Source organism: Dechloromonas sp. A34 (assembly GCF_026261605.1).
Lineage (GTDB): Bacteria > Pseudomonadota > Gammaproteobacteria > Burkholderiales > Rhodocyclaceae > Azonexus.
Map to the genome: position 1 here is coordinate 4611387 of NZ_CP102486.1, position 12839 is coordinate 4624225.

13 protein-coding genes and 1 pseudogene are annotated in these 12839 nt (G+C 64.3%); 3 read left to right on the forward strand and 11 right to left on the reverse strand.

Going from position 1 to position 12839, the window contains the following annotated elements; translation table 11 throughout:
* Positions 1–9: 9 nt before the first annotated feature.
* The 11 genes and pseudogenes from NQE15_RS22955 to NQE15_RS23005 all read right to left on the reverse strand — a co-directional run bounded on the left by NQE15_RS22955 (position 10) and on the right by NQE15_RS23005 (position 8405).
* Positions 10–1017 (reverse strand): formate dehydrogenase subunit gamma, encoded by a 1008-nt coding sequence (locus NQE15_RS22955; RefSeq protein WP_265945123.1) that lies wholly within the window; start codon positions 1015–1017, stop codon positions 10–12.
* A gap of 10 nt (positions 1018–1027) precedes the next feature.
* Positions 1028–1249: a hypothetical protein gene (locus NQE15_RS22960; protein WP_265945125.1), complete on the reverse strand. Its 222-nt coding sequence runs from the start codon at positions 1247–1249 to the stop codon at positions 1028–1030.
* Complete coding sequence (fdh3B, locus tag NQE15_RS22965) at positions 1246–1875, reverse strand: formate dehydrogenase FDH3 subunit beta (RefSeq protein ID WP_265945127.1); 630 nt, start codon at positions 1873–1875, stop codon at positions 1246–1248. Before fdh3B ends, NQE15_RS22960 begins: the two co-directional genes overlap by 4 nt.
* Positions 1876–1889: 14 nt before the next feature.
* A complete protein-coding gene (locus NQE15_RS22970) occupies positions 1890–4787 on the reverse strand; it encodes a formate dehydrogenase subunit alpha (RefSeq protein WP_416336555.1) in 2898 nt (965 codons plus the stop codon).
* Positions 4788–4848: 61 nt separating this feature from the next.
* Positions 4849–5055, reverse strand: a complete 207-nt coding sequence (locus tag NQE15_RS22975) for a hypothetical protein (protein ID WP_265945131.1) — start codon at positions 5053–5055, stop codon at positions 4849–4851.
* A 25-nt stretch (positions 5056–5080) separates the two neighbouring features.
* Entirely contained in the window at positions 5081–5704 is a 624-nt protein-coding gene (locus NQE15_RS22980; protein ID WP_265945133.1) for a TorD/DmsD family molecular chaperone, read from the reverse strand.
* On the reverse strand, positions 5701–6651 hold the full coding sequence (locus tag NQE15_RS22985) for a 4Fe-4S dicluster domain-containing protein (protein ID WP_265950399.1): 951 nt from the start codon (positions 6649–6651) through the stop codon (positions 5701–5703). Before NQE15_RS22985 ends, NQE15_RS22980 begins: the two co-directional genes overlap by 4 nt.
* Positions 6652–6696: 45 nt before the next feature.
* A pseudogene (locus NQE15_RS22990) lies at positions 6697–6900 on the reverse strand (hypothetical protein); the annotation flags it as partial.
* The gene (locus NQE15_RS22995) at positions 6804–7340 is read right to left on the reverse strand and encodes a hypothetical protein (RefSeq protein ID WP_265950422.1); all 537 of its coding nucleotides are present in this window, start codon (positions 7338–7340) and stop codon (positions 6804–6806) included. The pseudogene NQE15_RS22990 and the gene NQE15_RS22995, both read right to left, overlap by 97 nt.
* Before the next feature lie 178 nt (positions 7341–7518).
* On the reverse strand, positions 7519–7941 hold the full coding sequence (locus NQE15_RS23000) for a DUF3306 domain-containing protein (protein WP_265945136.1): 423 nt from the start codon (positions 7939–7941) through the stop codon (positions 7519–7521).
* Complete coding sequence (locus tag NQE15_RS23005; RefSeq protein WP_265945138.1) at positions 7938–8405, reverse strand: DUF3305 domain-containing protein; 468 nt, start codon at positions 8403–8405, stop codon at positions 7938–7940. Before NQE15_RS23005 ends, NQE15_RS23000 begins: the two co-directional genes overlap by 4 nt.
* Positions 8406–8470: 65 nt before the next feature.
* Here NQE15_RS23005 and NQE15_RS23010 point away from each other — a divergent pair, with 65 nt between their 5' ends.
* From NQE15_RS23010 to NQE15_RS23020, 3 genes are read left to right on the forward strand one after another with little or no spacing between them, the layout of a single operon-like run.
* A complete protein-coding gene (locus NQE15_RS23010) occupies positions 8471–9274 on the forward strand; it encodes a formate dehydrogenase accessory sulfurtransferase FdhD (protein ID WP_265945140.1) in 804 nt (267 codons plus the stop codon).
* A complete protein-coding gene (gene mobA, locus NQE15_RS23015) occupies positions 9271–9864 on the forward strand; it encodes a molybdenum cofactor guanylyltransferase MobA (RefSeq protein WP_265945142.1) in 594 nt (197 codons plus the stop codon). Before NQE15_RS23010 ends, mobA begins: the two co-directional genes overlap by 4 nt.
* A 55-nt stretch (positions 9865–9919) precedes the next feature.
* Positions 9920–12832: an HD domain-containing phosphohydrolase gene (locus NQE15_RS23020; protein WP_265945144.1), complete on the forward strand. Its 2913-nt coding sequence runs from the start codon at positions 9920–9922 to the stop codon at positions 12830–12832.
* Positions 12833–12839: the final 7 nt, after the last annotated feature.

Consider the following 12839-nt stretch of genomic DNA (forward strand, 5'->3'; position numbering starts at 1 on the left):
TTCCTCCCGTTAACCCTGAGGGTGGCCGGATTTACCGGCCTTGACGTCGTTGAACCATGCTTCGTGATGTTCGCGCGCCCAGGTTTCATCGACATAACCGGATTTCATCGACTCCAGCGCCCCATTGACGCCGATCGTGCCCATGTAGATGTGGCCGAAGGCCAGCAGCAGCATGGTGATCGCCGCCACCGCATGGATTAGCGAAGCCAGTTGCATGTCGGCCCGGCCCTGCCCGAAGTTCGGAAAGTCGAGCACGAAGCCGGAAACCGCCACAGTCAGGCCGAGCACGGTGACGCCGATCCAGAACCAGGTCTTTTCGCCGAAGTTGAAGCGTCCGGACGGCACATGTTCGCCGCTCAACAGGCCACCAGCCTTGGTGATCCACTGGGCATCGATGTTCTGCCAGACGTTGTCACGCGCCCAGATGACGATCATGGCGATGGTCGAGAAGGCGAAGAGCGGCCCGATGAAATTGTGCACGTTCTTGCCGAATACCATCAGGTAACCGAACAGGCTGTGGCCAATGACCGGCATCAGCACGTGCTTGCCGAACAGGATGGCCAGCCCGGTCACCGCCAGGATCAGGAAGGTGCCGGCGGTCAGCCAGTGGATCACCCGCTCGTAGCGCGGAAAGCGCTGGATCAGGCGGCCACTCGGGCTGTCGTGCAGCGCCAGCGGCCCCTTGATCTTGTAGAAGAGCAGGATCGCAGCGGCGACCAGAATAACCAGCCAGCCGCCGTAGAGCGTCAGCGGTCCGTTGCGCAGATGCCGCCAGGCATCGCCACCGGTCTGGATCAGCACCCCGGCTTCATTACCCGGATTGTTGGTGAAATGCGCCTTGTCCTGGCGGACTTCCCGCCACATCGGTGCGTTGTTGCCGGGCTGGGTCTGCTGGCGCTCGGCCTGTTGCTGAGCCGGCGGCGCGTCTGCCGCGCGCAGCGGCAGCGCCCAGGCCAGCATCAGGCAGGCGGCGATCAGCCAGCGCCCGAGCCGCGCGGCGAAATTTGAAGTCGTCATCATCAACTCCTCATTGAGCCCGCTTGTACTCGTTTTGCCCTTGTGCCCGGTTGGCCAGTGCGGCTTCCCAGGCCGGCTTGTCGCCGGCGAACTTGCCACCTTCCCAGGGCCTGGTGTCCGACTTGCCCTGGTAACTGCCCGGCTTGTAGCTGGCGACCTGAGAGTATTCGCCACAGGCAGCAAGACTCAGAGCGAAGGCGCCGGCCAGCGCCACTGTGATGACTTTTTTCATTTTGTCCCCTCCTTGGTCGCGGCAGGCACCTGTTCCGGCTTGCCGTAGGCAGTCGTCCAACCCCAGGCGGCATCCCCGGCCTTGCCACGACGCAGTGCGCGGTCGCGGAAGATATCGGAGATCACCGGCGCATCGCCGGCGAGCAAGGCCTTGGTGGCGCACATTTCGGCGCAGGCCGGCAGCTTGCCTTCGGAGATGCGGTTGCGGCCGTATTTCTCGAACTCTTCCTTGGTATTGTTTTCCTCCGGACCACCGGAACAGAAGGTGCACTTGTCCATCTTGCCGCGCGCGCCAAAGGCAGCCGGACCGTTCGGAAACTGCGGCGCGCCGAACGGGCAGGCGAAGAAGCAGTAGCCGCAACCGATGCAGGCATCCTTGTTGTGCAGCACGACGCCTTCGTCGGTCTTGTAGAAGCAGTCGGTCGGGCAGACCGCCATGCACGGTGCGTCCGAGCAGTGCATGCAGGAGACCGAGATCGATTTCTCGCCCGGCACCCCGTCGTTGATGGTCACGACGCGGCGGCGGTTAACCCCCCACGGCAGTTCGTGTTCGTTCTTGCAGGCGGTGACGCAGCCATTGCACTCGATGCAGCGCTCCGCATCACACAGGAATTTCATGCGTGCCATTATTGTTCTCCCCCTTAGGCTTTAACGACGCGGCAAAGCGTGGTCTTGGTTTCCTGCATCATGGTCACCGAGTCGTAACCGTAGGTCGTGCCCTGGTTGACCGATTCGCCACGCACGATGGGTGCGGCGCCTTCCGGGTAGTACTCGAGCATGTCCTTGCCCTGCCACCAGCCGGAGAAGTGGAAGGGCAGGAAGACGGTGCCCGGCGCGACCCGCTCGGTAACCTGGGCGCGCAGCTTCATGCGGCCCTTGCTCGGCGTTTCGACCCACATGTACTCGCCGTTGCGCACCCCGGCATTGTTGGCATCCTTCGGATTCACTTCGGCGAACATTTCCTGCTGCAATTCGGCCAGCCATGGGTTGGATCGGGTTTCCTCGCCGCCGCCCTCGTACTCGACCAGACGGCCGGAGGTCATGACGATGGGGAAGTCCTTGGAAATATCCTTGACCTTGTCCTGCAGCGACTTGTACAGCGTCGGCAGGCGCCAGAAGACCTTCTTGTCGGCCGGTTGCGGATATTTCTCGACCAGATCCGGACGCGGCGAATACATCGGCTCGCGGTGCAGCGGCACGGGATCCGGGAAATTCCAGACCACGGCCCGCGCTTTGGCATTGCCAAAGGGATGGCAGCCATGCACCTTCATGACGACGCGCTGGATGCCGCCGGAACGGTCAGTCTTCCAGTTCTTGCCTTCGGCCAGCTTTTTCTCGTCGTCGGTCAGGTCGTCCCACCAGCCCAGTTTCTTGAGCAGCACGTGGTCGAATTCCGGGTAGCCCATCTGCAGATCAGCGCCCTTGGAAGCCGAGCCGTCTTCGGCGAGCAGCGAAACGCCGTCCTTCTCGACGCCGAAATTGGCGCGGAAGTTGCCGCCGCCTTCCATGACGTGCTTCGAGGTGTCGTAGAGGTTGGGCGTGCCCGGATGCTTCATTTCCGGCGTGCCGTAGCACGGCCAGGGCAGGCCGAAGTAGTCGCCGTCGCAGGGGCCGCCGTTGGCGCGCAGCGTCTTGACGTCGAAAGTGTGCATGTTCTTCATGTGCAGCTTCAGACGTTCCGGCGACTGGCCGGTATAGCCGATGGTCCAGCAACCCTTATTGATTTCGCGCAGGATGTCCTCGACTTCCGGCTCGTCCCAGCCCTGCTTGTCCTTGTTCACCTTGATGTTCTTGCAGAACTCCTTCTCGAAGCCGAATTTCTTGGCGAAGGCGTACATGATGGTGTGGTCGGGCTTCGATTCGAACAGCGGCTCGATGACCTTCTCGCCCCACTGCAGCGAGCGGTTGGAAGCAGTCCGCGAACCGACCGTTTCGAACTGGGTGCAGGCCGGCAGCAGATAGACGCCGTCCTTGCGCATCATCGCCGACATCGCAGCGGTGGCCGAGGGGTAGGGATCGACGACGACCAGCAGGTCGAGCTTCTTCATCGCCTCGACCATTTCCAGGCCGCGCGTCTGGCTGTTCGGGGCCATGCCCCAGTACACCACGGCGCGCAGGTTGGAATCCTGGTCGATGTTCTCGTTGGCTTCGAGCACGCCGTCGATCCAGCGCGACACGGTGATGCCGGATTTCTCCATCATCGCCTGCGAGGCGAACTGGCTCTTGACCCACTCGTAATCGACGCCCCACACCGCGCACCAGTGCTTCCAAGAACCGGCGGCGAGGCCGTAGTAGCCGGGCAGCGAATCCGGATTCGGGCCGACGTCGGTGGCGCCCTGGACGTTGTCGTGACCGCGGAAGATGTTGGTGCCGCCGCCGGAAACGCCGACATTGCCGAGGACCAATTGCAGGATGCACATGGCGCGGACGTTGGCGTTACCGACCGTGTGCTGGGTCTGCCCCATGCACCAGACGACGGTGGACGGCTTGTTCTTGGCCAGCATTTCGGCAATGCGGAAGACTTCGGCTTCCGGGATGCCGGTGACGTCCTGAACCTTGTCCGGCGTCCACTTCATCACCTCTTCCTTGACCTTCTCGATGCCGTGCACGCGGGCCTTGAGGTATTCCTTGTCTTCCCAGCCGTTGCTGAAGATGTGATAAAGCATGCCCCAGATGAAGGGAATGTCGGTGCCGGAACGGATGCGGCTGAAGATGTCAGCCTTGGCCGCGGTGCGCGTGAAACGCGGATCGACGACCGCGACCTTGCAACCGTTTTCCTTGGCATGCAGCAGGTGCAGCATCGATACCGGGTGAGCTTCGGCGGCGTTGGAGCCGATGTACAACGCTGCCTTGGAATTCTGCATGTCGTTGTAGGAGTTGGTCATCGCGCCATAGCCCCAGGTGTTGGCGACACCGGCGACCGTGGTCGAGTGGCAGACGCGGGCCTGATGGTCCATGTTGTTGGTGCCGAAGAAGGACACGAACTTGCGGAACATGTAGGCCTGCTCGTTACTGTGCTTCGACGAGCCGACCCAGTAGGTGGCGTCCGGACCGCTTTCCTTCCTGATGGCGAGCAGCTTGTCGCCGATTTCGTTGAGCGCCGTTTCCCAGCTGATCTTCTTGTACTTGCCGTCGACCAGCTTCATCGGATACTTCAGGCGATGCTCGCCGTGGCCGTGTTCGCGCACCGAGGCGCCCTTGGCGCAGTGGGCGCCGAGATTGATCGGCGAATCGAAAACCGGCTCCTGGCGGACCCAGACGCCGTTTTCGACCACGGCATCGACGGCGCAGCCGACCGAGCAGTGGGTGCAAACCGTACGCTTGATTTCGACGCCGGTCTTTTCCTTGGCGACATCGGCCGCTTCGGCGGAACCGATCATGTTGTACGGCAGCTGGCTGGCGATGGCGCCACCGCCGGCGGCCAGGCCGGAGCGCTTGAGGAAGCTGCGGCGATCCATGGTCGCGGCGAGGACGCCGTTTGCCACGCCCCGCAGGAAGTCCCCTTGGGGGACCGTCGATGCCGGATTGGCGGCCAACATGACCCCAGCTTCAGGCCGGGAAACGGATTTTGCTTTTCTGGTCAGCATGGTTTTTCTCCGTTCAGACCCGCGCCGTGCGGTAGTAATTGCGGATGTGCCGGGTTTCTTCGTAGCCGCCGGTTTTTTCCGCCTCGCTCACCGTGGCCAGCGGCTTGGCCGCTTCCTTGTTGACGCCGACCGCCACAGCCGCAACCGCCGCCGTGCCGCCGACCCCGGCGGCCAGCAGAAAGCCGCGCCGCTTCAGGTTCTCAGGTTTTTGCTCGTTCATGATTTCCCCCTCCTCAAAACTTGGACTACAGCATGTCGAACGACAGGCGCTCGATCTCGAAAAAAGCGCGCACCAGAGCTGCGGTACGCGGATAAAAGTTGGCCTCCGGCGCCCGTTCGAGGGCATCGCACAGCGCCTCGAACCAGGGCGCCAGATGGCGCGTGAAAAATGCCTGTTGCCGCGCCAGCCCGGCCGCATCCGGGCCGGTGACGATCAGGTGGCGCATCACGTCGCACAACGCCGCGATGTGATCCTCTGATTCGGTGATGCCCAGACGCCGGCCGAGGCCGAGTTCGGCCAGATCGGCGCGCAACTCGACGACCGGCTCTTCCATCAGGAAGCCGGCGATATAGAAGGAGCCGAAGAGCATCACTTCCGGCCGGCCGATAGTCAGGAAGAGGCGCGTGTATTCCTCCTCGGCCGCCTCGGCGTCGATGGCTTTCGCGGCATCGCCGAGAATCAGCCAGGCGCGGCCAAGCTGGCTTTCGGCATTGCCCCAGCTGGCGGCCAGCGCCGGCAACTGGCGCAGGAAGCCGGCATCGGCCGCCCGCGAAAACAGGCGGGACAGCACGGCGTAGTGCTCGGCGCGGGCCTTGTCCTCGTCGGACAGCTGCGGGGCGGCGGCAACGCGTTCGAGAACGGCGCTCATTCGGTCATCTCCCAGGCTTTCATACTCTTCTCGTTATTGATCAGGTCGATCACCCTGCAGTCGCCGCACATGGTCAGGCGGGCCTTGGCTTCCGGCGTGGCGAACATGCTGTGTCCGGACAGCTTGCCGATCATGTTCATGATGGTCGGCGCGGCGCCCATCGGCTTGCCGCAGGCGGTACAGCAGAAAACTTCGGCTTCCTTGAGCACCCGCTCGGCGCGGCGCTCCTTGACCAACAGGCGCGGCGTCAGCGTGATCGCCTGTTCCGGGCAGGTATTGGCGCACAGGCCGCATTGCAGGCAGTTGCGCTCCAGGAAGGAGAGACGCGGCGCATCGGCCGCCGCCTTCAGCGCCCCGGCCGGACAGGCGCTTGTGCAGGACATGCACAGCGTGCAGGCGTCGCTGACCGCGATGCTGCCGAAGGGCGCGCCGGCCGGCAGGGCGATGGCTTCGGCGCTGAGCGGCGCGTGCTTGTGCAGGTGATCGATGACGAATTCGAGCGTCGTCCGCTTGTCGGCAAGCAGTCGGAAGTCGGCGGCCGGCACGGCCGCGACGGGCTGCCAGGCGGTCAGTTCGGCCAGCCAGTTGGCGTTGCCGGCATCGACGATGCGCAGATAATCACCGGTATAACCGAAGCCGCCGAGGATGGCATGCCCGAGCTTGGCCTGTTGCTGCAAGGGTGCAAGATCGTGCGAACCGGCCCCGAAGACGACGACCTGGCAGGCGCCCAGCGCGACGGCACCAAGCAGCAGGTCGAGCCCGACGGCATCGGCGCTCCAGGTTTCGACCGGGATGACGTTGCCCGGCAGCGTCTTGCCGGCGCGTTTCAGGGCCAGCAATTGCTTGCGACCGGCTTCGGCGGAATGGAAAAAGACGCAGGGGTTTTCGCCGCCGGCTTCGCGATAGGCCTTCAGTTGCGCCTTGATCGCCAGGCCGACATCGGCCACCCGCGGATACTGGAAACTCAGCGCGCCGGACGGGCAGACGGTGGTGCAAGTGCCGCAGCCCTGGCAGAGATAGGGGTCGAGCTTGATGCTGTCGCCGGCGCTGACGATGGCTTCCGTGGCGCAGACGTCGAGGCAGTTGCTGCAGCCGGCTTTCAGCGAACGGCTGTGGGCGCAGACCCGTTCATTGACGGCAACGTAGCGCGGCTTTTCGAATTCGCCGTCGAAGCCGAGCAGGTCGATAACCGCCAGCGCCTGATCAAGCGGATCACGGCCCGGCGCGGCATAGCCTTGGGGAGTTCGACGCGATTGAGCAAAGCCTGGGGCGACAGGTCGAGAACGGCGTCGAAACTTGCCTGCTTCGCGACGCCGGCAGCCTGCCAGCGCAGCACGAAGGCGCCGAGATGGCCGGACAATGCGAGCTGATCGCCGGTTTCGAGAACGAATTCGGCCGCTTCCGGCAGTTCGGCACCCGTCCCGATGGCCAGCACCGTCACTTCGCGCTGCCCGGCCAGCCGTTCGGCCCAGCCCAGTGCCACGCCTGCCTCGCCGACGATGACCAGGCGGCCTTCGGCATTCATGCTGACGGCCGGCACCGGTTCCGGCGGGAAAAGCGCTTCGGCGGCGGCAAAAGCGGCGGCCAGCGGCAGGTGATCGGTGGCAAACAGGGCGGCAGCAGCAGTGGGCTTCAAGGGTCGGACCTCGGAATGGGTCAACTCTCATTGCAGGCTTTGTGCCAGAAACGGCCATTTATCCGGTCATCACTGGAAACCACTTTTGGTTAAATTTTTAGCTCCAACAAGCCATTGATAGTTATGACTTATTTTTATTCTAAAACCATAACGATCACACGGTCGAAAATGGCGCTTGTCAGGGCTTTTCGGAAGGCGGGCTTGCCGCAGATGCGGTCACCGGGACATTTTGTCCATCGCCGGCCAGAATGTCGCAGTTTTCAGTTTTTTCGGGCGTTGCCGTTTCTTCCGCCGGCGCATCGGACAACAGGGTGCGCGCATGATTCAGCGTCGCCATCATGGCTTCGGGAATCGGCTCGCTGATCGAATAGTCGTCAATGTAGATGTCCAGCCCATCCATCACGTTGAAGTGCGGGTCGGCAAACAGGGTTTTCATCGCCTTGCGGCGCACCGCCTCGCCGACCTCCTGGCGCATAAAGACGCCGAAATCGCTGTCCGGCGTCAAGTTTTCAAGCAGGCTTTCGGCATCGGTGATTTCGCTGCTTGCCGCCTGGTCGGCGACCTTTTTCAGCCGCGACCAGCGTTCGAGAAAGCCGCTCATGGCTGGCGTTTTCCGGCAAACGGATCGTTGCGCTTGATCTTGGTCCGCACTGCCGGCTTGTAGTGGGTATTGACGAAATCGCCCAGCCAGTCGGCGATTTCCGGGGGCATCGGCACGCCGTCGCAGTGCTCGCCGGAATCCAGCCAGCGCGCTGCTTCGCCGTAGCTCAGCGTGACTTCGATGGGCAGGGCGAAACCGTCCTCTTCCCGCCACATCACGAAAACCCGCGGCTCGGGCGAGGTCAGGTTGAGGTGGTAGTTATCGACTTCATCGCGGAACAGCTCGATCGGGAAATGGCCGGCAAGAAACTGATCGCGTTGCTCGTCGGCGAAAATCTTCTTCGGCGGCGCGTCGACCTCAGCATCGAAGGCCGGAACGACGCCGATCGCCTCCCACTTCTCGCTGACCCAGCGGTTGTCGAGGCGGGTTTTTTCGATGATCACGGCGACGGGAAAGTGTTTCATGGCGCTCTTCGGGAAATCTGTTTTTTCAGCATAGCCGAAGTTTGGCCGCGTGTAGAATCCGGCCGATGAACCGCCCCCAACTGACTCAGGCCAGCCGGCCGCTGACTTTTGAGATCGACGCCATCAACGAGCGCGGCGAAATCGTGCCGACCGCCATTGCCGGCGAACACCCGCTGACGCTCTATGTCGACAAGCAGGAAATTGTCACGCTGATGACGCTCGGCGCCGCGCCGGAAGCGCTGGCCCTGGGCTACCTGCGTAACCAGCGGCTGATCGGCGGTCTCGATGAAATCGCCGCCGTCCAGGTCGACTGGAAGGTCGATGCGGTTTCCGTGACCACCCGCCACGGCCGCGGCATCGCCGCCAGCCGCGTCGAAAAACGCACGGTGACCACCGGCTGCGGCCAGGGCACGGTCTTCGGCGACCTGATGGCAGAAATCGACGACATCCGGCTGCCGCCCGCCGCCAGCCTTTCCGAAGAAACCCTGTACGGCCTGCTGGAATCGGTCCGTCATCACGAATCGATCTACAAGCAGGCCGGCGCGGTGCACGGCTGCGCGCTGGCCCAGGGCAGCGAAATCCTGATGTTCGTCGAGGATGTCGGCCGTCACAACGCAGTCGATGCCATCGCCGGCAAGATGTGGCTGGACAGCCTCGCCGGTGGCGACAAGATTTTCTACACGACCGGCCGCCTGACCTCGGAAATGGTCATCAAGACGGCCCAGATGGGCATCCCTTTCCTGGTGTCGCGCTCCGGCCTGACGCAGATGGGCTGGGAAATCGCCAGGAAGCTCGGCATGACGATGATCGGCCGCGCCCAGGGCAAGCATTACCTGCTATTCACCGGCGAGGAGCGGTTCAAGCGATGAGCGAAAAAATCACGGGCGTCATTCTGGCCGGCGGCCTCGGCCGCCGCATGGGCGGCATCGACAAGGGCCTGCAGGAATTGCGCGGCCGGCCGATGGTGCATTGGGTCGTCGAACGGCTGGCGCCGCAGGTCGATGAACTGCTGATCAACGCCAACCAGAACGGCGAGCGTTATGCCGCCTTCGGCCATCGCGTCGTGCCCGACCAGATTCCCGATTTCGCCGGCCCGCTGGCCGGGCTGCATGCCGCGCTGTCGGCAGCAACGCATCCGCTGGTCGCCACCGCCCCCTGCGATTCGCCCTTCCTGCCGGCCGACCTGATTTCCCGCCTGTTTGCCGCGTTGACGGCAGAAAAGGCTGATCTCGCGGTCGCCCGCACTTTCGACCAGCCGCACCCGGTGTTCTGCTTGTGCCGGCGCGAAGTCCTGCCGCACCTGACCGAATTCCTGGCCAGCGGCGGGCGCAAGATCGACCGCTGGTACTCGACGCTGAACATTGTTGAAGTGGCGTTTGACGACGAGGCCGAGGCTTTCGAGAACATCAACACCCGCGAGGAACTCGGACGCTTCGAGGCAACGCCTCCCGGACCCTGACGGCGCCCGGCGATCGGGCTAAGATGGCTGCACCGCCTCGTTGCCGAGCCTCGCCATGACCCGCCGCTTCCCGCTCCACGTCCATATCTCGACGCTGTTCATCATCCTGATCCTGGTGATCGGCGGTTTCATCGGCTGGCTCGGCCACTCGGTTGCCAGCAGCATCCTGAAGAGCACGGCCAGCGAGATCAACGCCCGCATCGGCAAGGACGCCGAAAGCGCCTTCACGAGCCTGATCGGGCCGGCCGAAATGGCCACTCGCCTGCTCAGCCATAGCGGCATCACGCTCGCCACCACGCTCGACCAGCGCCTGGCCGACCTCGGCCTGATGCGCGAAGCCTTGACCGATTCCGAGGCGCTGACCGGCCTTTATGTCGGCTATGGCAATGGCGATTTCTTCCTGTTGCGCCGGATACAGGACGCGGGCGACCGGCAGTTCTTCAATGCGCCCGAGCAGACCGCCTATCTCGTCCAGAGCATCGACCGCTCGGCGGGTCAGATCCGCGGCCGCTACCTTTTTCTCGACGCCGCCTTGAAAACGCTGCGGGTCGACGAGCAGCCCGCTTACGCGGCCGGCTACGACCCGCGCCAGCGCGGCTGGTACCAGGCGGCGCTGGCCGCCGGCGGCCAGATCAAGACGCCGCCATACGTCTTTTTCAGCACCCGCCAGGTCGGGATGACCATCGCCAGTCGTTCCAGCCGCGGCGAGGCGGTGGTGGTCGGCGCCGACATCCGCCTGGCGACGCTCAACGAGTTGCTGGCCGGGCAACGCCCGACACCCGGCTCGCAAATCGTGCTCGCCAACCGGGCCGGCCAGACCGTCGCCTACCCGGATGCGACCAAAGGCATCCGCCTGCCCAGGGAGCCCAACGGCCAGCCGATCCAGGCCGGAATCGGCGAGCTGTCGCCGGTCTTCGGCGCAGTTGCCGGACAGCTCGCCGGCAGCGCCGCGGAGTCGGCGAGCTTGCGCTCGCTGAGCGTCGGTAACGAGATATGGCATACCTCGATCCAGCCCGTGAAGCTGGAGGGTGCCGACGCTCTCTACCTGATCACCGGGATTCCCGACAGCGAACTGATGACGGCCGCCAATCGCCTGCTGCACAACGCGCTGCTCGCCATCGCTCTCGTCATTCTGCTCGCCATCCCGGCGACCTGGGGGCTGGCCCGCGCCATCGCCGGTCCGCTGCGCAAGCTGGCCGGCGAAGCAGAGGCCATCCGCCATTTCGATTTTTCGCAGCCGATCACGGTCCACTCGCTGGTCCGCGAGATCAACGAACTGGCGACGACGATGGACGGCATGAAGCGGACAATTCGCCGCTTCCTCGACATCAGCCAGGCCGTTGCCGGCGAAAACAATTTCGACCGCCTGCTGCCCCGGCTGCTGACCGAGACGCTCTCCGCGGCCGGCGCCGACGCCGGCATCCTCTATCTCGCCGACCAGGACCGGCTGATTCCGGCGGCGGCGTTGTTCGCCGATGCCTCGCCCCTGCCCGGCAGCCCGGAGAACATCGCCGTGGCCAATGCCGGCCCGCTACTCGGTAGCGCCCTGGCTGCCGGCGCGGCGCGCAGCGGTCTGCTGGCGCCAGCCGACGCTGACGCTCTCGGGATGCACAAGGCCGTGCAGGCGAGCCGTGCCAGCCACGCGATCGCCGTGCCGCTGCTCAATCGCCAGGACACGCTGGTCGGCGCCATGCTGCTGCTCGGCCAGCAGGAATCGGACAAGGCTCACCTCAGTTTCATCGAAGCGCTCTCCGGCTCGGCCGCCGTGTCGCTCGAAAACAAGGAACTGATCCATGCACAGAAAGCCCTGTTCGAGGCCATGATCCAGCTGATCGCCGGGGCCATCGACGCCAAGAGCCCGTATACCGGCGGTCACTGCGCGCGGGTGCCCGAACTGACCAAGATGCTGGCCCGTGCCGCCTGCGACGTCGACAGCGGTCCCTTCGCCGATTTCCGCCTCGACGAGGCGGGCTGGGAAGCGGTGCATGTCGCGGCCTGGCTGCACGACTGCGGCAAGGTGACGACGCCGGAATACGTGGTGGACAAGGCGACCAAGCTGGAAACGCTCTACGACCGCATTCACGAAGTGCGGATGCGCTTCGAGGTGCTCAAGCGCGACGCCGAGATCGCGTGCCTGAAGGCGATCTCGGACGGCCAGCCGGAAACCGAGGCGCAAGCCCGGCTGCAGGCCGAATGGCATCAACTCGACGACGACTTCGCCTTCATCGCCGAATGCAACGAAGGCGGCGAGTTCATGGCACCGGAGAAACTCGACCGCCTGGCTGCGATTGCCGCCCGCACCTGGCAGCGCACCCTCGACGACCGGATCGGCATTTCGCACGAGGAGCAGGAACGCAAGGCACGGACGCCGCCAGCCGCGCTGCCGGCGACCGAGTCGCTGCTCGCCGACCGCCCGGAACACCGCTTCGAGCGCCGCTCGCAGGACCGCATGCCACCCGACAATCGTTGGGGCTTCCGCATGCCAGTGCCCGAACTGCTCTACAACAAGGGCGAGCTCTACAACCTGGCGGTCGCCCGCGGCACGCTGGCGGAAGAGGAACGCTACAAGATCAACGAGCACATCGTGCAGACCTTCATCATGCTCAGCGCGCTGCCCTTTCCGAAGCACCTGCGCGAGGTACCTGAAATCGCCGCCTGCCATCACGAGAAAATGGATGGCACCGGCTATCCGCGCCGCCTGGTGCGCGAGCAGATGGGCCCGGTGGCGCGGATGATGGCGATCGCCGACATCTTCGAGGCGCTGACCGCCGTCGACCGGCCCTACAAGAAGGGGAAGACGTTATCCGAGGCGCTCACCATCATGGCCCGGATGCGCGACGCGGCGCACATCGATGGCGAGCTGTTCGAGCTCTTCCTGCACGCCCGCATCTGGCGCCAGTACGGCGAGCGCTTCATGCGGCCGGAACAGCTCGACGCCGTGGACGTCAGCGCCTTTGCCCGCGCTTGAGGTGCCG